This window comes from Streptosporangium sp. NBC_01639 (assembly GCF_045209755.1).
Classification (GTDB): Bacteria; Actinomycetota; Actinomycetes; order Streptosporangiales; family Streptosporangiaceae; genus Streptosporangium.
In genome coordinates, this window is sequence record NZ_CP109272.1 from 132,208 (window position 1) to 156,164 (window position 23,957).

At 67.3% G+C, this 23,957-nt stretch carries 15 protein-coding genes and 1 pseudogene; 14 read left to right on the plus strand and 2 right to left on the minus strand.

Annotated features, from left to right (window positions below; genetic code table 11):
• The first annotated feature begins 123 nt into the window (after positions 1 to 123).
• From OHA77_RS00635 to fxlM, 7 genes are all read left to right on the plus strand, one after another.
• Entirely contained in the window at positions 124 to 1,266 is a 1,143-nt protein-coding gene (locus tag OHA77_RS00635; protein WP_406315279.1) for an ABC transporter substrate-binding protein, read from the plus strand.
• 1 nt (position 1,267) lies between these two features.
• The gene (locus OHA77_RS00640; protein WP_406315281.1) at positions 1,268 to 2,137 is read left to right on the plus strand and encodes a branched-chain amino acid ABC transporter permease; all 870 of its coding nucleotides are present in this window, start codon (positions 1,268 to 1,270) and stop codon (positions 2,135 to 2,137) included.
• 50 nt (positions 2,138 to 2,187) lie between these two features.
• On the plus strand, positions 2,188 to 3,984 hold the full coding sequence (locus OHA77_RS00645) for an ABC transporter permease subunit (RefSeq protein ID WP_406315283.1): 1,797 nt from the start codon (positions 2,188 to 2,190) through the stop codon (positions 3,982 to 3,984).
• Positions 3,981 to 4,682, plus strand: coding sequence for an ABC transporter ATP-binding protein (locus OHA77_RS00650; RefSeq protein WP_326822617.1), 702 nt, complete (start codon positions 3,981 to 3,983; stop codon positions 4,680 to 4,682). Before OHA77_RS00645 ends, OHA77_RS00650 begins: the two co-directional genes overlap by 4 nt.
• A gap of 215 nt (positions 4,683 to 4,897) precedes the next feature.
• Positions 4,898 to 6,940: a PQQ-binding-like beta-propeller repeat protein gene (locus tag OHA77_RS00655; protein WP_406315285.1), complete on the plus strand. Its 2,043-nt coding sequence runs from the start codon at positions 4,898 to 4,900 to the stop codon at positions 6,938 to 6,940.
• Positions 6,941 to 7,054: 114 nt separating this feature from the next.
• Complete coding sequence (locus OHA77_RS00660) at positions 7,055 to 7,582, plus strand: NUDIX domain-containing protein (protein WP_406315287.1); 528 nt, start codon at positions 7,055 to 7,057, stop codon at positions 7,580 to 7,582.
• A 98-nt stretch (positions 7,583 to 7,680) separates the two neighbouring features.
• Entirely contained in the window at positions 7,681 to 8,904 is a 1,224-nt protein-coding gene (gene fxlM / locus OHA77_RS00665) for a methyltransferase, FxLD system (RefSeq protein ID WP_406315288.1), read from the plus strand.
• A gap of 208 nt (positions 8,905 to 9,112) precedes the next feature.
• On the opposite strand, the gene OHA77_RS00670 is transcribed toward fxlM, so the two are convergent.
• On the minus strand, positions 9,113 to 9,478 hold the full coding sequence (locus tag OHA77_RS00670; protein WP_406315290.1) for a helix-turn-helix domain-containing protein: 366 nt from the start codon (positions 9,476 to 9,478) through the stop codon (positions 9,113 to 9,115).
• Between the two features lie 31 nt (positions 9,479 to 9,509).
• Here OHA77_RS00670 and OHA77_RS00675 point away from each other — a divergent pair, with 31 nt between their 5' ends.
• From OHA77_RS00675 to OHA77_RS00685, 3 genes are all read left to right on the plus strand, one after another.
• Positions 9,510 to 10,397 carry an NAD(P)-dependent oxidoreductase gene (locus OHA77_RS00675; RefSeq protein WP_406315291.1) on the plus strand — a complete coding sequence of 296 codons (888 nt, stop codon included), beginning with the start codon at positions 9,510 to 9,512 and terminating at the stop codon, positions 10,395 to 10,397.
• A gap of 493 nt (positions 10,398 to 10,890) precedes the next feature.
• Positions 10,891 to 11,592: a PolC-type DNA polymerase III gene (locus OHA77_RS00680; RefSeq protein ID WP_406315293.1), complete on the plus strand. Its 702-nt coding sequence runs from the start codon at positions 10,891 to 10,893 to the stop codon at positions 11,590 to 11,592.
• A gap of 141 nt (positions 11,593 to 11,733) precedes the next feature.
• On the plus strand, positions 11,734 to 12,294 hold the full coding sequence (locus OHA77_RS00685) for an AAA family ATPase (protein ID WP_406315294.1): 561 nt from the start codon (positions 11,734 to 11,736) through the stop codon (positions 12,292 to 12,294).
• A 35-nt stretch (positions 12,295 to 12,329) separates the two neighbouring features.
• On the opposite strand, the gene OHA77_RS00690 is transcribed toward OHA77_RS00685, so the two are convergent.
• The gene (locus tag OHA77_RS00690) at positions 12,330 to 12,842 is read right to left on the minus strand and encodes a DUF6624 domain-containing protein (protein WP_406315296.1); all 513 of its coding nucleotides are present in this window, start codon (positions 12,840 to 12,842) and stop codon (positions 12,330 to 12,332) included.
• Between the two features lie 649 nt (positions 12,843 to 13,491).
• On the opposite strand from OHA77_RS00690, the pseudogene OHA77_RS00695 reads away from it, so the two are divergent.
• The 4 genes and pseudogenes from OHA77_RS00695 to OHA77_RS00710 form a co-directional block, all read left to right on the plus strand.
• Positions 13,492 to 14,424, plus strand: a pseudogene (locus OHA77_RS00695) (IS701 family transposase); the annotation flags it as partial.
• 122 nt (positions 14,425 to 14,546) lie between these two features.
• Positions 14,547 to 15,788, plus strand: coding sequence for an IS256 family transposase (locus OHA77_RS00700; protein WP_406315298.1), 1,242 nt, complete (start codon positions 14,547 to 14,549; stop codon positions 15,786 to 15,788).
• A gap of 59 nt (positions 15,789 to 15,847) precedes the next feature.
• Entirely contained in the window at positions 15,848 to 16,195 is a 348-nt protein-coding gene (locus OHA77_RS00705; protein ID WP_406315300.1) for a DUF6262 family protein, read from the plus strand.
• A gap of 1,043 nt (positions 16,196 to 17,238) precedes the next feature.
• Positions 17,239 to 23,910, plus strand: coding sequence for a LamG-like jellyroll fold domain-containing protein (locus tag OHA77_RS00710; RefSeq protein ID WP_406315302.1), 6,672 nt, complete (start codon positions 17,239 to 17,241; stop codon positions 23,908 to 23,910).
• Positions 23,911 to 23,957: the final 47 nt, after the last annotated feature.

A 23,957-nucleotide genomic window follows, 5' to 3' on the forward strand; every position in this document is an offset into this window, starting at 1 on the left:
ACCGTTGCCCGTTCGATATTTCTCCAGGTCTCACCAGGCCGTATAACTAACGTACTAGTCCGTGCATTACGCGGTCGTGTCGATCACCGCACTTTCACCTACCCCCCTTACGAGGTGAATCACTTGTCCTCCGCAAGAATCACCATTTCCGCCGCGGCACTGATAGCGCTCGCCGCCTGTTCCGCCCCTGGTCAGCAGGCCGGTCAGGAGGCGGACACCACGGGTCCCATCAAGATCGCCAATATCAACGCGCAGAGCGGGCAGCTGAGCCCGCTCGGCCACTGGGAGCACAAGGGCGTCAAGCTCGCCATCGACGAGGCCAACAAGGCGGGCGGCGTCGGCGGGCGGCAGATCAAGCTCGACCTGTTCGACAGTCAGGGCGACCCCACGGTGGGCACCAACCTGGCCAGGAAGATCTCCAGCGAGGGCTACGTCGCCATGCTCGGCACCGCCGAGAGCGCGGTCACCCTGGCCATGGCCCCGATCCTCAAGGACGCCAAGATCCCGAACATCACCTCGGGTCAGTCGCCCAAGCTCGCCGAGTTGAAGAGCCCGTTCCTGTTCCTGAACGCGCCGACCAGCGTCACGTTCGACGAGACACTCGCCAAGTACCTGGTGGACGACAAGGGGTACAAGAAGATCGCACTGATCAGCAACAACGGCGCGTACGGTGCCGGTGAGCACGACGCCTTCCTGGCCGCGCTCAAGTCCAGGAACATCACGGCGATCGCCGACGAGGTCGTCACCCCCGACCAGAAGGACTTCAACGCCAACCTCGCCAAGATCCGCGAGCAGGGGCCCGAGGTGCTGTTCATCGGCGCCGAGGAGGTCCAGTCCGGCCTGATCGCCAAGCAGTCGCGGGAGTTGGGCCTGAAGTCGCTGTTCGCGGGCGGCGCGCCGATGGGCACTGACGTGTACGCGACCACCGCGGGCCTGGGCAACGTCGAGGGCTCCATCGTGAGCTCGCCGTATCTGAGCAACGAGGCCAGCGAGCCCATCAAGGAGTTCGCCGCCAAGTACAAGGCCGTCTACAACGAGGACGCCCGCATGCACGTCGCCAAGGCCTACGACGGCGCGTCGATCCTGATCGAGGCGCTCAAGCAGACCAAGGGCGCCGGCGGTCAGCCGCTGGCCGACGCCATCCGCGGCGTGAAGCGCGCCGGGCTGCTGGGCGACTACGCCTACGACGAGTCCGGGGTCGGCATCCACGCCACCAAGATCGGCCTGGTCAAGGACGGCAAGGTCGTTCCCGAAGGCGCGAGCTGACGTGCAGGTCTTCCTTCAGACCCTGATCGGCGGGGTCACGTTCGGGGCGGTGTACGCACTGGTGGCGATGGGTTTTTCGATCGTCTACCGGACCATGGGGCTGGTCAACTTCGCGCACGGCAGCGTCGTGATGATCGGCGCGTACGCCGCCTCCACGTTCTATCTGGCCACCCGGTTGCCGTTCGCGATCGCGGTCGCCGTGGCCATCGCGGTCACCGGCCTCATCGGGCTGATCATCGAGCGCTTCCTGCGGCCGCTGGAGAACAAGGACTTCACGCTGATGCTGATCGGCACGATCGGCTTCGGCGCCGTCCTGGAGGCGGGCGCGGTGCTCATCTGGGGGGCGACCGGGCACGCGGTCCCCTCCCCCGTCCCGACCGAGCCGCTGGACCTGGGCGGGATCCGCATCCCCACCTACAGCCTGCTGGTGATCGCCGTCGCGGCGGCGGCCACCGGCCTGCTCGCACTGTTCCTGCAGCGCACCAAGCGCGGCGCGGCCATGCAGGCGGTCGCCATGGACCACCAGGCTGCCACCGCGGTCGGCATCCACGTCGGCCGCAGCAACGCGATGGCCTTCGCCATCGGCGCGGGCCTGGCGGCGCTGGCGGGCAGCCTGATCGGGCCGATGCTGTACGTCAACCCGACCATGGGCGGCACGCTGGGCATCAAGGGGTTCGCCGCCGCCATGCTCGGCGGTTTCGGCAGCATGCCCGGTGCGATCGTCGGCGGCATGACCTTCGGATTGCTGGACGCCTTCGCGGCCGGCAACTTCCAGGAGTACTCCGAGCTGGTCACGTTCCTGGTGTTCGCGGTCATCGTCATGATCCGCCCCACCGGCGTCTTCGGAGAGACCACGGTGAACCGCGCTTGACCTCCTCCCCACGGCTGAAGCCCCGGGGTCTCCATGCTCAAGGAGATTCGATGAAACGTCTGGCATACCTCGCCCCTCTCGCGGTGGTCGCCTGGCTGCTGCCGTACGGGCTGGGCGGCTACTCCATGCACGTCGTGAACGTCGCGATCATCTTCGCGATCCTGGCCATCGGCCTGGGCCTGACCATGGGCGTGGCCGGGCAGATCAACCTGGCGCAGGTCGCCTTCTTCGGCGTCGGCGCCTACACCGTCGCCATCCTGTGCACGCGGGCGGACTTCGGTTTCTGGTCGGCGGCGGCGCTGGCCCTGGTCGTGGCCGCGGTCTTCGGCGTGCTGGTGGGCATCCCGGCGCTGCGGATGCAGTCGCACTACCTCGGCATCGTCACCCTCGGCCTGGCGCTGGCCTTCACCAACTGGGTCACCAACGCCCACATCGCGGGCCGCGCCGAGGGCATCAGCGACATCCCCGTGCCGACGCTGTTCGGGTTGGACCTGTCCAGCGCGTACCTGTTCTACTACGTCGAACTGGTGGTCTTCGCGTTCGCGCTGGCGTTCGCGCTGTTCGTCACGCACTCGCCGCTCGGCCGCAGGCTGCGCGCGATGCGCGACGACGACCTGGCGGCCGGCTCGCTCGGCGCGGAGATCCCGCTGCTGCGCATGACCGCCTTCGTGCTGTCCGGCGTGTACGGCGGCCTGGCCGGCGTCCTTTACGCCGGGCTCATCCGCTTCGTAGCGCCCGAGTCGTTCAACATCGCCAACATGTTCCTCCTGCTCGCGATGGTGATCATCGGGGGTCGCGCCAGCATCATCGGCTGCGTCCTCGGCGCCGTCGCACTGGCCGCGGTCAGGGAGGCGCTGCTGGACGTGTCCGCCTACGCCCAGCTCGGCTACGGCATCGTGGTGGTCCTCGTGGTCGTCTTCGCCCCCACCGGACTGGCCGGGCTGCCCCGCCGGCTCCGATCCCTGCTACGGCGCCGCGGCGCGGGAACACGGGTGCTGCTCGGCCCCTTCCAACCCTACGAACGGACCGCGCACCCCGCAGCCGGCACGGACGTGCTGGAGATCCAGGGCGTGACGATGCGCTTCAAGGGGCTGACCGCCCTCGACGACGTCTCCCTCACGGTCACGAGCGGCGAGATCCGCGGCATCGTCGGCCCCAACGGCTCGGGCAAGACGACCCTGTTCAACATCGTCAGCGGCTTCTACACACCCGGCGCCGGCAAGGTACGCCTGCACGGGCACAACGTGACCGGGGCGAGGCCGTACCGGCTCTCCCAGCGCGGGGTCGCCCGCACGTTCCAGAACCTGCGCCTGTTCGAGGACCTCGACGTCCGGGAGAACATCCTGCTCGGCCTCGACCAGACCCGGACCTCCTGGATCTGGCGCTACCTGGGCCTGCCCTGGAAGGTGTTCGGCTACGAACGGGCGCTCGGGGCGCACGCCGACGAGATCATCGCCAGGTTCGGGCTGGCGGACTTCGCCGCCGCCATCCCGCGCGCGCTGCCGTACGGGATCCAGCGCCGCATCGAGATGGCCCGCGCGATGGCCATGTCTCCGTCACTGCTCCTGCTCGACGAGCCCGCCGCCGGGCTGAACGGCGAGGAGGTCCGCCAGCTCGGCGACATCGTCCGCTCCATCAGGGACGCCGGCGTCACCATGGTGGTGATCGAGCACAACATGAGCCTGGTCATGTCGCTGTGCGACCACGTCACCGTACTGGCCGGCGGCAAGGTGATCGCCGACGGCACCCCCGCCGAGGTCGCCGTCGCCCCCGCCGTCGTCCAGGCATACCTCGGCGATTCCATGGCTGCCCCCGCCGAGTCCGCCATTGAGGAGGCGACCCGATGACGACGCTGACCGTCGAAAACCTGTCGGTCCACTACGGCGGTGTCCGCGCCGCCCACGACGTGAGCTTCACCGTCGAGCCCGGGCAGGCGCTGGGGATCATCGGTGCCAACGGCGCCGGCAAGTCCTCCACGCTCAAGGCCGTCATGGGCCTGGCGCCCCGCCGGGCCACGGCGCTCCGCTTCGGCGAGCACGACCTGCTGCGCGCCGCGCCGCACACTCTGGTACGGCACGGGCTCGGCTACGTCCCCGAAGGCAGGCACGTCTTCCCCGGTCTCACCGTGGAGAAGAACCTGCTGCTCGGCGCCTACACCAGCAGCTGGAAGCACACGCCCATCGACGAGGTGTTCGAGTTGTTCCCGATCCTCGCCGAGATGCGCCACCGGCTGGCCGGCGCGTTGTCCGGCGGGCAGCAGCAGATGCTGGCCGTCGGCCGGGCGCTCATGTGCCGGCCCAAGATGATGCTGCTCGACGAGCCTTCGATGGGCCTGTCGCCGATTCTCGTGGCGGAGATCGCCGGCATCCTCAAGCGGCTCAACGCCGACGGGCTGGCCATCCTGCTGGTCGAGCAGAACGCCAAGCTCACCTTCGACGTCACCACCACCTGCCTGGTGATGGAGAACGGGGAGATCGCCGCCACCGGCACCTCGGCCGAGCTGCGTGAAGACCCCCAGGTGCGGCGCATCTATCTCGGCCTGTGACGGCCCGCCCGGCCGAGCCGCCGACCACGTCGCAGCGGCTCGGTCCACCCTCCGGGTCATGGTCCGCCCAGTGGAACCAGAGATCCGCACATCGGTTGCGGATGGTTATTGACCCCGCCGGGGGCAAGATCTATCGTGCGTCCATTAGTCGGATCTATAAATCCACCTAATGGACCCGGGAGAGGATGATCATGATCCGTCGCAGAGAATTACTCATGGGTGCCGCCGCTGTCGTGCTCGCCCGGCCCGGCCCGGCCGCTGCGACCACCCACCGGAGCGACACCGACTTCCCGAAGATCGGCGGAAACCTGGCGAACCAGAACCACAGCGGACTGCGCACGCTGCACCACGGCAACGTCAAGCGGCTGCGGGCCGCCTGGGTCAACAACATCGAGGGCGGGCTGATGGCAGGCAACAGCCAGAGCACCGCAGTGGCCGTGGACGGCGTGCTCTACATCGAGTCGGCTCTGGGCAACGTCACCGCCGTGGACGGCCGCACCGGCGCCGTCAGGTGGAAATACCTGCAGACCCGCGGAGCGGTTACCCGGCGCGGCGTCGCGGTCGGCGCCGGCAAGGTCTACACCTGCGCCAACGACAACTGGCTCATCGCTCTCGACCAGCGCACCGGCCAGGTGATCTGGGAACGGCAGCACAGCGGCTACGGCAACCTGGAGAAGGTCGCGGTCACCTACCACGACGGCATGCTGTACTGCGGCACCAACGACGGCCCGCGCGGCGCCGCGCTCGCCTTCGACGCCGAGACCGGCGAGCTGGTCTGGCACTTCTGGAGCACGCCGGGACCCGGCGAATTCGGCAACGACACCTGGGAGGGCGACTCCTGGCAGACCGGCGGCGCCACCCCGTGGATGCACTGCGCCATCGACCCGGAGCTCGGCCTGGTCTACTGGACGTTCGGCAACGCCAGGGGCGGCCGCTCCTCCCAGGACGGCTCCGAACGCGGCGGCCAGAACCTGTTCGCCAACTCGATCGTGGCGATGGACCTGAAGACCGGCGCCTACCGCTGGCACTTCCAGTCCATCCACCACGACATCTGGGACATGGACAACGTCATGGCGCCCGTCCTGGTCGACGCGCGCATCCGCGGCCGGGTCCGCAAACTCGTCGTCTACGGCAGCAAGACCGGCATGTACTACATCCTCGACCGGGCCGACGGCTCGGCCCCGCTGGGCATCGACGAACTGCCCGTGCCCCAGGAGCCCCGGCAGAAGACCTGGCCGACCCAGCCGTTCCCCCGCCAGGGCGGCTGGACCGAGCAGACCCCCGTGCGGCAGCCGCTGGGCACCGAGATCCCCGGCGCCCCGCATCGCGCCGTCCCGAACTACCGGATCGGGTCCCTGTTCACCCCGCACTGGGACGTGCCGATCCTCACCATCCCCGGACACGGGGGCGGCGCCGACTGGAACCACCAGTCCTACAGCCACAGCACCCGGCTCGTGTACACCGGCTTCGGCTACGTCGCGGCGGCGCACTCGCTGACCGAGGCGTCCAACGGGCTGCGGCCGCCCGGCGAGTACATGACGGGCGGGGTGGTGGCCGTGGATCCGAGCACCAACCGGGTCCGGTGGAAGAAGCACATGCCGTACTCGCTGGCGCACGGCAACGGCATCCTCACCACGGCCTCCGACCTGCTGTTCATCGGCCAGCCCGACGGCAACCTGCTCTGCCTGGACGCCCGGGACGGCCGCGAGCTGTGGCGCTGGCAGACCGGCGCCGCCGTCAGCAGCAGCCCGATCGCCTACGAGATCGACGGGGAGCAGTACATCGCCGTCTATGCGGGCGGCACCAGCATCCCCTACGGTGACTCGGCCGCCCGGGGCGACCACCTGTGGGCCTTCAAACTGGGCGGCACCGTGCCTCCGGCGGCCGCCCCGCCCGCCCCGGTGATCCGGCGGCCGGTCTCCGGCGGTCCGGTCGACGGCAGCACCGTGAACAACACCGTCGTGCTCGCCCGTACCTACAACGCCGCCACGGGTCAGGTCGGCACGGTCGAGTCCACGGCGGTGAACGCCATGGCCCCCACCCATCTACGGGTGCCGGCCGGCACCACGGTCACTTTCGTCAACCCCGCGGACAACGCCAACATCCACGGCGCCACCCAGTTCTTCGAGGGGCTGTTCGACATCAGGCTCAAGCCGGGCGAGTCGTTCCAGTACACCTTCACCCGGCCGGGCGAGTTCTTCTTCAACGACACCTTCAGCCCCCGTCCCACCGGCAAGATCGAGGTCCTGCCCACGTGACCGTGGCCGGCGAGCAGGGCCGGACGGCACCGCGCAGCACGACCTTATGATCTGAACCCAGAACAGGCCCTAGTGACCAGCCGGAACGGGCCGGCCTCCGCAGGAGGGGACACCATGCGGTATCGGACGATCGTGGACGCCATGCTGATCCTGGTCCGTGACGGCCAGGTGCTCCTGGCCCAACGCCAGGGCACCGGTTACGCCGACGGCTGGTGGAACCTGCCCAGCGGGCACCTGGAAGAGGGCGAGACCATCGAAGAAGCCGTCATCCGAGAGGGTTTCGAGGAGGTCGGTGTCAGGCTCACCACCGGTGATCTACGCTTCGCCCACCTGTGCCACTTTCGCAACGCGGATGAGCAGGCCCGCCTGGGCGTCTTCTTCGAGGCCCGCACCTGGGTCGGGGAGCCGGTCAACGCCGAACCGCACAAGTGCGCCCAGATCGGGTGGTTCCCTCTCGACCGGCTCCCGCCGAACACCTACCCCTCCACGGCGGCCGGGGTCGAGAACTACCGGCAGGGCTCCCCGTATGCCGCAGTCCGGTCGGCGTACCCGACCGGAAAGCCGCACCTCCAGGCAGCCGAAGGACCGAACTCGCCCTGCACATCCGTCCACCCTTCGGATGGGGATCGTCACGCGACGTAAAACACCTCAGCCGAACGACGGAAAGAGGAGCCATGGCCGAGCAGGAAGACGGCGTATCCCTCCTCAGGACAGGCGCCGGCCGTACTACCGTCGGCGAGATGGACACCGAGACGATCCCGCAGACCGACGAATCGCTGCGGGCGGCCATGGTCGGCCGGTTGTGGGAGTTGGAGGCGATCCGCAGAGCCGAGGTCGCTGCGGCGTTTCTTCGTGTGCCCCGGCATGTGTTCGCCCCCGAGGCGACACTGGAGGAGGCGTATGAAGCCGAAACCGTCGTCCGGACGAAGTGGGCCGCGGACGGAACCGCGATCAGTTCGGTGTCGGCGCCGCAGATCCAGGCCCAGATGGTGGAGCAGGCCGGGATCACGCGGGGCATGCGGGTTCTAGAGGTGGGATCGGGGGGTTACAACGCCGCGGTGATCGCCGAAATCGTCGGACCGGACGGCCAGGTCACCACCCTCGATATCGACGCCGACATCACGAACCGGGCCGGCCGCCTACTGGAGGAGACCGGATACGCGCACATCAACGTGGTGCTCGGCGACGGGGAATTCGGCTGCCCGGAGCACGCGCCCTTCGACGCGATCGTGGTGACGGTCGAGGCCGCGGACGTCCCGCCGGCCTGGATCGAGCAGCTTGTCGAGGGAGGAACGCTCACAGCACCGCTACGGGTGCGGGGTCTTACCCGCTCGATCGGCTTCATCAAGTCCGGCGGCCGACTGGTGAGCACGTCGAAGAAGTTGTGCGGCTTCGTCCCGATGCAAGGGGCCGGCGAACGGCCGCGGCTTTGGGTACCGCTGCGCGGGGGGAAGGTACGGCTGCGCTTCGATGAGGAACCCTGCCCGGTAGACCCCGACGTCTTGGAGCGCGTGTTCGAGGCCGGGCAGGCAGGAACATGGACAGGAGTCACGATCCGGACCGGCGAGTGGACCGATACGCTCCAGACCTGGCTGGCCACCACCCACTCCGGTTCCTGTCTCCTGTCCTTCGACAACGAGGATGAGGAGGTGGCCGCCGCCCTCGCGAACCCGTTCAACTACGTGATGTGCAACGCCGTCGTCGACGGGGAGAGCTTCGCCTACCTCACGAGGCGCAAGCCGGACGAGGACACTGTCGAGATCGGCACCCACGCGTTCGGTCCAGACGCTCCCGCTTTGGCGGACACCTTGGCCGACCTCGTGCGGGCATGGGACCGCGACCACCGCCACGGTCCTGGCCCGCAGTACACGATCCATCCGGTGAATACCGACGATCAACTCCTCAACGGTCCCGTTGTGACCAAACGCCACATCAAGATCGCGGTTTCCTGGCCTCCCCGATAACAATCGGGGACGGCACCACCCTCGTGTGCCTGCGATCGGTAGTTGGCGGTTGTGATCGATAGTTGGCGTAGCCACACCAGTACTCCGCGCTACCTGCGGTAGCCACCTTTTTGTGGGTACTTGTCGACCGGCCCATGGCAGCCGGATGCTTGGTCGTGCGGGCTGAAGGGCCCTCACATCCAGATGAGATGGGGAGGTTGGCGGTGTTTCAAGAGACTGGTTGCGATGCGGCCAGCTTCTCCAGGCGGCGATGGCCCCAGTCGGAAAGCGGTGCCAGCGCTTCGGAGAGCTCATGGCCGAATGAGGTCAGAGAGTACACAGTCTTCAACGGCCGTACATCGTGCACCTCCCGGTGGACCAGTCCGTCGGCCTCCATCTCCCGCAGCGTCTGAGTCAGCACCTTCTCGGTGAGGCCCGGCAGCCGCCGGCGTAGCTCGCCGGGGCGGCGCGGACCGGATTCCAGGAGCCAGAGCAATATCGTCTTCCACTTGCCGTCGATCACGGCAATCGCGGCGGTCACGCCGCAGACGTTCGGGTCCTGGGCACGGCTGCGCGTCATCGTCATCCCATTCATCACTGTTTGCTAATTGTCGAGGAGCTGAGGCATGACCTCACACGTTGAACAGTCTGCCGTCACCGTGCTCGGCCTGGGGCCGATGGGTCGGGCCCTGGCTGGCGCCTTCCTGGACGCCGGCCTGCGGACCACGGTATGGAACCGGACGCCGGGCAAGGATGGGGAGTTGGCCGAGCGGGGAGCGGTCGGCGCTCGATCGCCCGAAGAGGCGGTCGGTGCGAGCAGTTTGACCGTGGTCTGCGTGGTGAACTATGACGCGGTGGACGCCATTGTGCGGCGTGGCGCAGTCACCGACGCGCTCAAGGGGCGCACTGTCGTGAACCTGACCGCCGACACCCCCGACCGGGCCCGGGACAACGCGACCTGGGCGGCCGAGCACGGCTTCGGGTACCTGGATGGTGCCATCATGACGCCGATCACGACCATCGGAACATCGGCCGGGGTATTTCTGCACAGCGGTCCTGAGGAGCTTTACCGCGAGCACCGACCGACGCTGGACGCCCTGGGAGGCACCCACACCCACCTCGGCGAGGACATCGGCAGGGCGGCTGCATACGACATTGCCTTGCTCGACATCTTCTGGACCGCGATGGCGGGCTACGCACACGCGCTGGCGGTGGCCAGGGCCGAGGGGGTCACCGCGCGGGAACTGGCACCGTTCGCCAAGGGAATCGGCACGATCCTTCCGCCGATCTTCGAGCAGGCTGTGGAGGACGTGGACAGCGGTAGGTTCTCCGGCGAAGGCAACCCGATCACCTCGGCGGTGTCGTCCATGGCCCATATCGTCCACACCTCCGAGGCCCATGGCATCGACGCGGGCGTGATGCGTGCGGCCGAAGGCCTGGCGCGCCGTGCCATCGGACGGGGCCACGGCACCGACGGGTTCCTCCGGATCACCGAGATCCTCAACCCTCGGTGAGGTGATCGATAGTTGGCGCCTTGGAACCGTCAGATGGGCGCCACTGAGAGACGTTTGATCTCAGTTTGAGTTCGTTCATCGAGAAGTAATCGCGCCACCACTGATCGTGTGTTGTGTTCGGTTGGTGACTGTGCGCGCAACACCTGCGGTGCCCTCGGATCGGTGCGGGCTAGAGGAGTTGTTCCTGCCATATGAGATCGGCGCCGAGCCGAGGGAAGGGCTCGCACTGGGTCCAGATTGGCCACGGCGGTGGACAGCGACGTGGCGTACGGGGGGAAGCTCAGCGGCACGATGCGACAGCGGCACGGGGCCACTATCACCAACCTGAGTTTCCCCAGAACAATCGGCCAACGCCACCAGAGCCGATCATGGTGACATTGCACAGGCCGACCCAACCTACATCCGCCATCTGTCGTTCACAACCGCCAACTACCGATCACAGGCACATCGGAAGCCGTCTCCTCCACGTCGAATGATCAGTGAGGGGCCCGGTATGAACAAGACGCGCCGGCTTTCTTCGTCGGCCGGCGAAAGACCAGCCGGCGACCGGAGCGTCGCCCGATCCGCGCTCACCTACGTGGTCATCGACTTCGAGGCGCTGACGCCTGCGGGGCGGCCGGCCGTCCCGATCGAGGTCGCCGCCCTGGCGCTGGTCTCCAACGGGGATGAACTGGTGGAGTCGTGGCGTTTCCAGGCATTGATCAAACCACCGGCCGGAGTACCGGTGACCGCCTTCGACGTCCGCCAGACCGGCATCACCGCCGCCATGCTGGCCGATGCGGCCGGACCCGGGCCCGTCATGGCCGCCTTGGACGCCATGCTGACTGCACCGCCGTACCGGCTCATCGCCCACCACGCCAGCACCGAAGCGAATCTGATCGCCCACCAGCGGGAGCACTGCCCGACCCTCGCGGCCATCTCGCTGCTGGACACCGTTCGCCTGGCCCGCCTTGCCTACCCAGAGCTGAACTCCCACGCTCTCGACGAAGTGCTGCAGCATCTGCGCATCCCGAGACCGGTCGACCGCCATCGGGCGATGCCGGATGTGGAGGTCACCGCTCTGGTGCTGCGTCGCATCCTCGCGGAGAACAGCAGAACGCGCCGGTGGCCCACCCTGCGTCACCTGGACGCCGCCGCCGGTGTGGCACCCAAACGCCTCCCCGTTGTCGTGGGCGCCCAGGAAGAACTTTTCTGACCGCATCGAGGCCGGGTGCCATGAATGACATCTATAGCCGTTCCGAGTCGTCTTCCTCCTGGCGTCCCAAAAGGTCATGTACAGGCGTTCAGTGGGAGGGATTCACCGGCCGATTCGGATGGGCTTCACTAAGCTGACCTGATGCGCACCGAATGCACCTCTCGGGGTTCCACCCACCTGATCGTGCTGCGCGGCAACTCCGGCTCAGGCAAGACCAGCACCGCACGAGCTTTGCAGGCCACCCGCGACCGCGACCTGGCCGTGGTCAGCCAGGACGCCATCCGGCGCGACATCCTCCGGGAGCGTGACGTACCGGACGGAGCGAACATCGAGCTCATCGACACCATCGCCCGCCACTGCCTGGATCGCGGCTACCACGTCCTGATCGAAGGCATCCTGTACGCGAGCCGGTACGCGCCGATGCTGGCCGCGCTGCGCCGCGACCACACCGGGCCGAGCTCCTTTTTCTACCTGGACGTCTCCCTGGCCGAAACGCTGCGCCGGCACACCACCCGGCCGCAGCGCTCACAGTTCAGCGGCGAGCAGATGCGCGAATGGTATGTGGAACGCGACCTGCTGCCGGAGGGCGGCGAGACGGTCATCGGGGAGGACAGCCCACTGGAGACGACCATGCAGCAGATCCTGCGCGAGAGCGGACTGACCGCCTCCGTCCAGCAGGTCGTCAGCGGCGACCCCCGGTAAGTCCCCCGGCACCGCCGACGTCCAGGCCGGCAACGTCACTCATACAGTTCACGCATCGTGCGGTCGTAATCGGCCTGCGGGGCCAAGCCGACCTCGGCACATCGTTCGTCAAGACGATCGGGATCCTCGATCGGCCGGGGCCCGAACACCCCGTTTTGCGTCCAGTACTGGGTGCCGTACACCTGAGAGCGGCCCTCTGCCACACACACGCGATCGAGGAGATATGCCCACTCCGACGGTGTGACCTGGCCCGCATCGACAGCGGCCTTCAGGAGCGGCAGGCAACCGCGCTGAAACTCCGGATCCTGGTCGGCGTGCTGGGCCAGGACCCATGCGGCGTGTGCGGCTTCCTCGCCGACCATGTCCCTGCCCGGCCAGCCGCGTTCAGCGATCACCCGCTTGAGGAACGCGGTGTTACCGGTATCGACGGCATCCCACTCCTGGTCGAGCTCCCGAGACAGAGGCTCGCCGATAGGGGCCGCGGTCCGTACCGCCTGGTCGCGTTCCATGCGGCGCAGCAGCTCATCGCGGAGTTCGGCATCGAACATGACGTGTTCTCCTCAGGCCAGCGGCAGCGATCGACGATAACGAGGATCCAGGATGTCGTCTCCTGCTCGGCGCGGATTCCCTCCGCCAATGGGCGGTGGACAGTGAAGTATCCGAGCCGCTGAGCAACGAAGTTGTCCGCGTTCCGCCGGCTGTTGGTGACCCCAGGAGGAATTCCCAGAATGAGGGCGGAAGCGTGCACCCGGCTCACCCCCACGGGCATGGGAGGACATCACTGCGTTGACATCGCGCTTCTCGCCTGCCGGCTCACCCTCACAGGCGTGGCGAGGACACCCCGTGGAACCTGGTCTCGTACTCCGTCTCCGGCTCACCCCCATATGCGTGGGGAGGACGTCATCGGTCGGCATGCTAATCGCGGCGAACTCGGCTCGCCCCCACGTGCGCGGGGAGGACACCTGGCTCCTGCCCGTAGAGCGACACCCCCGCGGCTCACCCCCACGTGGGAGTGAGCCGTGAAAGCACCGGTCAATCGCATGCCCCGCTTCGTCCTCCCCACGCATGTGGGGGTGAGCCGGCGTTGGGCGAAGCGGGCTACAACGTGACGGCGTCCTCCCCACGCATGTTGTCGACGACGGGTGAAAACTGACCCTGTGGCGGACGCTTGGGTTCTAAGGCTTGTCGCATCAGCTGGTTTTGGCCGAGCTGGCCTGGCGGATGGACGCGGCGATCGGCCCGGCCGCCTGGGTGGTCGATGATGTGTCCTTTGTCAAGGACGGCCAGGAGTCGCCGGGGGTGGCCGCGCAGTATTGCGGGGCGCTGGGTAAGACCGCGAACTGCCAGGTCGCGCCGAGCGTGCATCTGGTCACCGATGCCGCGTCCTGCCCGGTGAACTGGCGGTTGTTCGTGCCTGAGCAGTGGGATGCGGCCGCGCCGCGCACGGAGGATCCGGCCGCGGTGGCGGCACGCCGGCGCCGGGCCCGGATCCCCGCCGACGTCGGTCATGTGCCCAAGTGGCAGCTGGCGCTGGACATGATCGACGAGCTGGGCAGTTGGGGGCTGCAGGCACCGCTGGTGGTCGCCGATGAGGGCTATGGCCAAGACGGGGCCTTTCGCCTGGGCCTGACCGAGCGCGGCATCGGCTATGTGGTGGGGGTGCGTTCCGATACCGCGCTGCTGGAGGCCGGGGCCTGCCGCAGCGTCGCGCCGTATGCGGGGACCGGGCGGCGGCCGGTGCCCCGCTACCGGCAGCGGCGGATCAGCGCCCGGCAGCTGGTGGCAGAGGGCGGGCGGCGCGCGCTGCACACGGTGCGCTGGCGGATGGGGTCCAAGGGGCCGTTGCGTTCGCGGTTCGCCGCGCTGCGGGTACGGCCGGCGGGGGTACGGATCCGCCGCGCGTATGCGGGCGGGGAATTGCCGGTGTGCTGGCTGCTGGCCGAATGGCCGCCAGGCGAGAGCGAGCCGACCAAGTACTGGCTGTCCACCCTGCCCGGCGATATCCCGCTGCGGCGCCTGGTGAGAATGGCGAAGATCCGCTGGCGCATCGAGCACGACTACCGTGAGCTGAAGACCGGGCTGGGCCTGGATCACTTCGAGGGCCGTACCTGGAGTGGCTGGCACCACCACGGGTTGCGTCCACGGAGGTGGTGTATGAGTTTCCCCAGCTAGATGGCGTGGCGTCGTGAAATGAGGACGGCCATCGCGTGATCCTTCAGGTTGCGAAACCATGATCGAAGGAGAAGAAAGCGATGGCCGTGAACAACAGTGTGGACCCCGCGACCTGGCTGGCGAAGCAGATCGAGCACGGGGATTCGGATCTGTTGCGATCCATGGTGAAGACCATGGCCGAGGCATTGATGTCAGCCGAGGCCGACGGCCTGTGCGGCGCCGACTACGGCACCCGCAGCGACGAGCGCATCAACCGGCGCAACGGCTACCGGTCCCGTGACTGGGACACCCGCGCCGGCACCGTCGAGCTGGCGATCCCGAAGCTGCGCTCGGGCTCCTACTTCCCCGAATGGCTGCTGGAGCGCCGCCGCCGCGCCGAACAAGCCCTGATCAGCGTGGTGGCCACCTCCTATCTATTGGGGGTCTCCACACGACGGGTGGACAAACTGGTCGAACAGCTCGGCATCAAACACATCTCCAAAAGCCAGGTCTCAGAGATGGCCAAGGTGCTGGACGGACAGGTGGAGGCCTTTCGCACCCGCGTATTGGACGCGGGCCCGTATGCGTTCGTGTGGCTGGACGCGCTGACGCAGAAGGTCCGCGAGGGCGGGCGGATCATCAACGTGCACGTGCTGGTGGCCACCGCGGTCAACGCCAACGGCAATCGGGAGATATTGGGGTTGGAGGTCACCTCGGCCGAGGACGGCGCCGGCTGGCTGGCGTTCCTGCGCGGCTTGGTCGCCCGCGGCCTTTCCGGGGTGCAGCTGGTCATCTCCGATGCCCATGCCGGGCTGGTCGGGGCGATCGGCGCGACTCTGCCCGGCGCCTCCTGGCAGCGTTGTCGCACTCATTACCTGCGCAATCTGCTCACCACGGTGCCCAAGAGCGCGCAGCCGTGGGTGGCCACGCTGGTGCGCACCATCTTCGACCAGCCCACCGCCGAGCAGGTGCGTGCCCAGCATGCCTGGGTGATCGACGCCTTGGAGGCCAAGTATCCGGCCGCGTGCGAGCACCTGGATGCCGCCCGCGACGAGCTCCTGGCCTTCGCCGCGTTCCCACGGGAGATCTGGAAGCAGATCTGGTCGAACAATCCGCAAGAGCGGCTGAACAAGGAGATCCGCCGCCGCACCGACGTGGTCGGCATTTTCCCCGACCGCAGCTCGATCGTCCGCCTTATCGGTGCGGTTTTGGCCGAGCAGACCGACGAGTGGACCGAGGCCCGCCGCTACATGGGCCTGGACGTGCTGGCCAAAACCCGGCTACGCATGATCTGCGGCGACACACCGCAGCAGAACCCCATCCCACAGACACTTACCGCTTAACCTGCAGAAACAGGATCACGCGGAGATCAACTCATACACCACTCCGCTGGACGTGACCCGTGCTCAAAGACGCCGACGTCACCTCCTCAGACAAGATCCGCGACAGAACGTCGGACGGGGCCCCAGCCAAACGGACCCCGGCCCAGGTGCTGCGTGAGGCCAGAGCACGCGACAGCGAGATCAAGCGAGGTCGAGTACTCAAGGCCCTCAAGGAGATGTTCGAGGCCGAAGAGAAGATCACCTTCCTCAAGCTCGCTCGTACTGCCCGCGTCTCGCACTGGCTGGTATACGCCGAAGGACTGCGCGAGCACATCAAGGAAGCGATCGAAAAACAAGGCAGGCCCGTTCGCGAGGCCGAACTGGGCTCAGGCACCTCGGCCGAAGCGCGACCTGGGCCCGTCCAGTGAACGGCTCTGTCTTTTTCGGCGCGGGCTCACTTTCGGCGGTGACCAAGCGTGGTCACAGGTGATGAAGGCGCCCTGGAGACGAATCAACCCGTCACAAGGGTCTCGCGGAATGGCCCGGCGAGTAGGGGCACCGGCGACCGCGCCGTCTCGCATGCGTCCGGCAGGGAAACCGCCTAGCTCCGCGACATCAGCTTGATGCACACGTTCCGTCACCACCGAAAGTGGGCCGGAGCCGTTGTTTTTGCACAGTCCCCCGAATGGCAGTGTTCTTGCTCTGTGGCTTCGCGTGACGGCCTTGAGTCATTGGTGCGTGGCGGCGTGCTAATGGATCGTCGTCGCGCTCCAGGGCGTCCACCGATGCCGGTCCACGGTGGCCTCGACGGTTGCTCCGAGCACGGACGCACTGCCCGTTGGTGGAACGGGTATCGGCCAGGCGCAGATTACGGCCGATAGGTGATCCCTTATTACGGACTGACCGAGGCGCCGTGAAACCATCAGAAAACTTACATCAAAATAGCTGTCCCTGCCGCATGATATGGCCCCCCTTCATACAGGAAAAGGCCAGGCCATATTTCTGGTGACAGTCGAGATAGCAAGGATTTCAAGTCAATGATGCGGAAATCGCAGCCACGCTGAAAAACGGCGCACCATACCGAAACTGTCTGTTGTTATTTGCCACGCGATGTGATGTCTTAGTGATGGTTCGTGTTGGGCAGGCGGTATCGGTGGGATGTGCACCGCTGTCGCTTAAGACGCGCCTCGGTCCTACAGACAGGGAGTCAAGCTGGAGGGCGGCGTCTGCCTGCCCAGGTGACGGGGCGAAAGCTCTGCAGTGCCGTCGGGCATGGGTCGCACACGTCGGCTCACGGTGCCGACGGGTGATATTCGAGCCGTTGTTGCGCGCCCCCTTAGCGGACGCGCACATCTCATTCTTTCGCGTACGTATTTAGCGCACGCATTCAACTGGTCGCATCGCGTTTTGTTTTGTGGTGCGCGGATGTCTTCACGTGCTTTTCAGGCGTCAATGGTCAGGAGTTTTCTTCGTGCATGACAAAAACCTGGTGAAGGTCTACAAGGACCGTCAGTACACCTCCACGACGATGGTCCGCCACGACGGCATGGTCGTCGCCTTCGCAGTGGGAGCCGACCGGCATATCTACTACAGCGTGCTGAGCCTGGACCAGGCTGACCGGGCGCGAGGAGCGCTGGATGCGGCCTATTGGAACAACGACCCGGGACTGCTGCCCTTCCCCACCGAACTCATCGAGGTGGGCACGGAGACGCCGCTGACGGCGGTCATGCCGACGGTGAAGAGGCGCGGCTCGGTGGAGGCGTCGTTCTCGGAGAAGCTGCTGCCGGGAGAAGACGATCCGTTCCTGTCGACGACGGCTCGGCTGACCTCGCCCTTCCCCATCCAGGTGCTCTCAGACGGCCGGCACATCCTGGTGTTTCGCCAGTCGCTCGCCTCCGGTGATCCGGGGTCGGTGTATAAGACGAGCGGGGGCCTGTGGTCGGGGGACCCCGCGCGCAAGGACTACACCCTGGTCGGCGGGGCCAAGGTCGCCGCGGCCGACTCGGTGTTGCTGTGCGACCGGTTCGTGCTGGTCGGCGCCGAACTCAAACCAGTCGTGGAGGCGCGCTACCAGCGCAGCCGCAGCCGAATCGCCCCCGCCTCCGGCGGAGACACCCTCGGCACCCGCGACATGGAGGGGCAGCTGTTTTACGAGCCGACCCTGAAGCTGTCGTTCGCTGGCAAGCTCAGCGGCGGGATCTTCTCGGTGCTGTCGCTGCCGACCGCCATCTCGGGGTTTTCGCGCTGGCAGATCTTCACCGCCGACGACGCCGGCCTGCTGCACAGCTACAACCTGGAACAAAGCCCTGAGGGGTTGTTCAACGTCGCCGGCACCCAGCTCTACACCAGCCCCGACCCCAAATTCGCCAGCTCGGTGCTGGAGCGGGCCCCGGGCATCGATTCGCACACCGGGAAACTGCTGGTGCCGGTGCGCCCCCCGCAGAACCGGGGAGGCACCGCGCTGCGATTCGACAACACCGCCAGTGCCCCGGTGGCTGTGGGGAAGACCTCCACAGCGGTGACCGCCGGGCCATACACGATGGAGGCCTGGATCAAGCCCGCCACCGCCACTACCACCGGCCTCATCATGGGCCGCACCGACACCACCGGCACGGCCACCCCGGCCCATCTGAGCCTGAAGGCCGACGGCAAACTGCTGTTCGGTCACGGCTCGCAGACCCTCACCTCCACCGCGGCGGTGCCGATGGGCGCCTACTCCCACGTGGCGGCAGTCTTCGACGGATCACAAATGCAACTGTTCCTCAACGGCGTGGCCGCAGGCACCCTGGCCACAACCGCGACCGTCGAGGTCACCTCCCAGCTCCTGGTCGGCAAACGGGTCGTCTCCGGTCCGGCGTCGGCCGACCCCTTCAACGGCCATATCGACGAGGTGCGGATCTGGACGCTCGCCCGCGCGGATTTCTCGGCGCGCGGACAACGGCCGACCGGCACCGAGACTGGGCTGTATGCCTACCTCCCCTTCGACGAAGGCACCGGCACCACGGTGCGCGACCGCGGTGTCAACAAGTTCGAGGGCACCTTCGCCGCCGGCCCGGTGTGGACCGATTCGGACGCCCCGTTGTTCGACGGCCCCGGGGTGAGCCACCAGTCGTTCTCGATCACCGGGCGCAAGGCGGTCTTCGGCCTGACCGCGACCCTGTACTACCAGCAGCACCCGGCGGTGACGGGGTATGACCACACGCCGTCGCCGGAGAAGGGACAGGCGCGGGTCTTGTTGGCCTTCGCCACCTCCGGGCCGCCGCCGACGGGTGAGCCGACCGGCCGCTCCTACGTGGCGACCTTGGACTTCGCTCTGTCGACGGAGGGGAAACTGGCCACAGCGCCGGCAGTGATCGATCTGACGTGGGTCGGCACGCCCGACCCCACCAAGGACAGCAACAAACTGGGGGCCGCTCAGGAGGCCGTCACCACGGCCCGCGGTCAGCTCTACAACGACCAGGCGCTCGCGGAGCGGCTCGCGGGCACCAGGGCGCGGTTGGCCCAGATCGATCACGAACTGTACGACGGAGGCGCCATCAGCCTGGTCGCGCTCAACCGGAATATCGTCGGCCCGGCTCGCGACTGGGGCGGCCACCGGGACAGGGAGAGAAGACTCCTCGCCGAGATGGCCGCCCTGAATCCGGAAGCCGATCGCCAGTCCGAGGCCAAAAAGCGACTCGGGGCGGACAAGGCGGCCTTGGAGACGGCGCTCAACGCACAAGCCACGCTGACCGGGGCGCTGATCGGCGCGGCCGAGGCGGTCGTGGCGATGCCCAAGGTATGCATCGACCGCTCAGGCCTGACCGTGCTGGGCGCCTTGTTGTCCTTCGCCTGGACAACTCACGCCCCTGCGCTGCTGGATGCCTCCACCGGTGAGGTGGCGCTGTACTTCCGCGGCGGCGAGGGCCAGTTCTTCGCCGTCTACTACGCCACCACCATCTCCCCTGCGGTCAAGGAGATCGCGGTGACGGGCGGCGCGCTGCGCCTGTCCGGCCGCGATGTGGCGATGAAGCTGGCCGACTTCGACGTGAAGGTGACCGCGGCCGGGACCGGCATGTGCAAGGTGGAGGTGAGCCGGGGCACGACGGTCGAGACGTTCGCCTCAGTCCCCGACCGAGCCGACCTGCTGGCCGCGGTGCTGAACGGCTCGGCACGAGGATCGACCCTGGGGACGATTCTGTCGGTCCAGGACAAGACCGTGACGCTGACCGAACCGCTGACGAGCACCCTGGTGGTGGGCTCGACCATCATGGTGGGCGAGGACAGCCGCACCGTGGCAAGCGGGCAGTCGGGGTCGGCGCAGATCACCCTGTCCACCGCCCCCCTCACCGCCGGCACGGGCGCCAAGGTCCGCATCGCGGCCTACGATTACACGCTGGCCTCGTGCAACGTTGCCGGCATGTCGCCGGCCCACGGTTCACTGCTGGTCAGCGCCTACGCCGGGTCCCTCACCGCGTCGGTGCCGGCCGGCACCGCGTCCAATCTCAGCGAACCGCTGGGGCCGCGCTGGCACGGTGACGCGCCGGGACGGGCGTTCTCCTTCGACGCCGCCCAAAAGCATCGTCTGGAACTGGCGAGTACGGCGAACATCTCCGCCTTGGCCGCGTCCGGGAACCTGACGCTTGAGGCCTGGGCCAAGCCGACGTTCGTCGACGGCATGGACACCATCGTGCACACCGATGTCGGCGACACGTGGTACGCGCTGGGCGTGGAAGATGGTACCCGAACCAACGGGGAGCGCGGCTACGCCATCAACGCCAACATCAACCAGCAGGTCTACCGCAGCTCCGAGGTGTTCCCCCTGGCCGAATGGGCGCACCTGGCGGTGTCGTTCGAGCAGGACTGGGCGATCCAGATGGACGGCACCGGCCACCTCAACGCCGGCGGCGCGGGCGGTCTGGACCTCGTGGACGATCTGACCATCGAGGCATTTGTGAAACTCGACTCCATCGGCGTCAAACAAGGGCTGGTCGGCAAGGGCGCGCTCGGCGCCGGCAACCACACCGCGGTCCCCTACTGCCTGTATGTGGACACCGACGGTCGCCTCGCCTTCTCCTTCGAGCCCGGTTCCGGCTCGGAGGCGGCGAAGGTCTACAAGTCGACGACGGCCCTGGCGGCGGGCACTTTCACCAAGGTCGCCGTCACCCGCAAGAACCCGACGGGGACGACGACCGAGGTGGAGATCTGCTTCTTCATCAACGGCAAGAAGGTCGGCGACTCGCAGTGGTACGGCGGCGCCAAGCCCGTGGGCAACGACGCGCCGGTCGAACTGGGCCGGATGACGGTGGGTAAGGCAGCGTCCGGTTTGAAGGGCGCGCTGTCGGAGGTGCGGATCTGGACCGTCGTCAGGGGCGGCGACCAGATCGGCGTCCCGATCACCACCAAGGCCTCCGGCCTGATCGCGTGGTGGACCTTCCCCGAGAGCAAGGGATCTCAGACCGAGGACCTGTGCGGCTCCTACCCGGCCACGCTGCACGCGGTGAGTCGCGTCCGCACCCCCGACCCCGACGGAAACCGATTCACCTTCTACCGCAACGGCAGCCCCATCTCCTCGGACAAGACGATCTGGACGACGTCGAGCGTGGTGCGGCCCACCTCCCCGCGCTCGGTGGTGGCCGACGGATTCACCGGCGACCTGGACGAAATCCGGGCCTGGCGCACCGCCCGCACCCAAGAACAGATCCTGGACAACATGTTCGGCCGCGTCCGCGGCGACCGCCAGGACCTGCTGGCCTACTACCCCTTCGACGCCGACGACACCGTGGCCGGAGCGTCGGTGAAGGACGCCGGCCTCAGCGGCCATCACCTGACCCAGTCAACTCCGGCCCCCAAGATCGTATTGTCCACCGCGCCGATCTCCACCGACACCGCCCAAATCCGCTCCGCGCTGACCGGCATCCGCACCGCCTTCCACACCACGATCGCAGCCACCCCGGCCGCCACCGAGTACGGCGACATCCAACGCCTTACCGACGACTCGCTCATCGGGGTGCTGAAACGGGCTTACACCTACCTGCAAACCGACAAGTCCTGGGCACTGAGCACCGGGTACAAGGTCGGCGAGCTGACCACCACCTGGGTGGGCCAGGCCCAGTTCGACCCGCAACTGATCGGCTACATCGAAGGCGCCCCGCCGATCCCCTCAGAAAACCTCATCACCGGCACCGCCGACGACTACAAGGGCGCCTCCTCCGTCGCCTTCGTCCAGGCCGACAACGTCGTCAACGCCCTGTCATCGAACAAAAACAACAGCATCGACACGTCCGCGAAGGTGAAATTCGAGATCGCGACCGCCCAGAGCATCTGGACCGTCGCCGCCCCCCTGGGCGCCGGCACGGCGCAACCCCTGGCCGAATCCACCTTGGATCTCGGGCTCAACGTCGAACTCAAGTACGCCAACACCTGGAGCAACGAGACCAAGGTCTCCCAAGGCACCAACACCACCCGAACCAGCAAGGTAGAGGTCATCGGCGGCTGGGAGGACACCGACCCGGCCAAGCAGGTCAATCCCACCGCCGGGCGGCGCTGGGTGCCGGCCAACACCGGATTCGCCGTGGTGCAGTCCGAGACCGCCGACCTGTACGCGCTGCGCCTGGTCCACAGCGGCGCCCTGGTGGCCTACCGGATGCTCCCCTCGCCCGACATACCCCGCGACTGGAACCTGATTCCCTTCCCGATCAATCCCCGCTACACCAAGCAGGGCACCTTGGACGGCGTCGTCGGCTACGCCAAGGACGAGAAAACCCAAGGGCTGCGCCCCTTCCCCGACCCGCACTTCCCCAAGGCGGGCCAGGGGGAGCGCGGCGAGTTCAGCTACTACCGGCCGGTGGAGGCTTACCGGATCAAGAAGCGGATCCAGCGCGAACAGCAGCAGCTCCAGGGCTTCTACGAATCGGTGTCCACCGAGACCCACGCCCCCGACCCCACCCACGGCCAGGCGGCCAAGGTGCTGAACGGCATGATGGGCGGCACCGGCGCCGAGGTCACCCAGGGCGGCAACCCCGAGACCGGACGCGCGGCCACCCGGGCCGCCTCACGCCGCAACATCGTCAACACCTACGTGTGGACCGCCGCCGGCGGGTTCTTCGCCGAAACCACCGGCACCACCGACCAGGTCACCGAGACCACGGCCGGCTCCTTCAGCTTCACCGCCGCCATCGGCTGGAGCGAGGTCGGGGGCTTCGCGATCGGCAACGTCGGCGCCAAGTTCGGTTTTGAGTCCACCACGACCACCGGCTACAGCATCACTCGCAGCAAGTCCAAGGACGCCACCCGGACCTTCAGCCTGGACGTCACCTGCGCGCCCGGCAACCAGTTGCAAAAACACAACAACGGCACCCCCTCGTTCGACACCGACGGCAAGCCGATCCTGGTGCCCGGCCGCGTCGACGCCTACCGCTTCATGACCCTCTACCTCGACACCACCACCGACAACTTCGAGGACTTCTACGGCAAGGTCATCGACCCCGAATGGCTGGACCGCGGCAAGGACCCCAACGCGCTGGCCCTCAAGCGCGCCCAGCAATCTGATCGCAAACCCCCCTGCTGGCGCATTATGCACCGGGTCACCTTCGTCAGCCGCGTCCTGGACACCGCCACCACCACCCCGTCTCTGGCCCAGGCCATGGGGGCCCTCGGCATCACCAGCGATTATGAGCTCATCAGTCGCCTGCAGCCCTACCTGGTCGGCGCCACCGGCGACTTCACCGCGTTGAGCGCAGCAGCCAAAACCGCGCTGGCCACCCACTTCACCAGCCTGGCCTCCTACGCCGAAACCATCGTGGGCCGCCTGGCTGCCTACTACAACCTCTCCCCTGACACCCTCGTCATCACGTCCGCCGCACCGGCGCCCGTGAGCACCCTCACCAGCACCACCAAGTCCGTCGCCAGGGGAACGAACATCACCTTCCACTACTCCACCCCGCCCGGCACCGTCAGCGCCAAGAACTGGATCGGCCTGTATCCGGTCGACAAAAAACCCTCGGAGGTGGAGGCCCTCGCCTGGAAATACGCCCCCGACGCTCAGGGCGCCATCGCCATCCCCACCACCGCCCTGCCCGGCCCGGGAACGTACGCGGCCTGGTACCTCCACAACGACGGCTACACCGCTCTGACAGGCGTCCTCATGTTCACCGTGACATGACCCATCGCCACTGACGAACCACCTGCCAGATCACCTGTGGCGCCGGG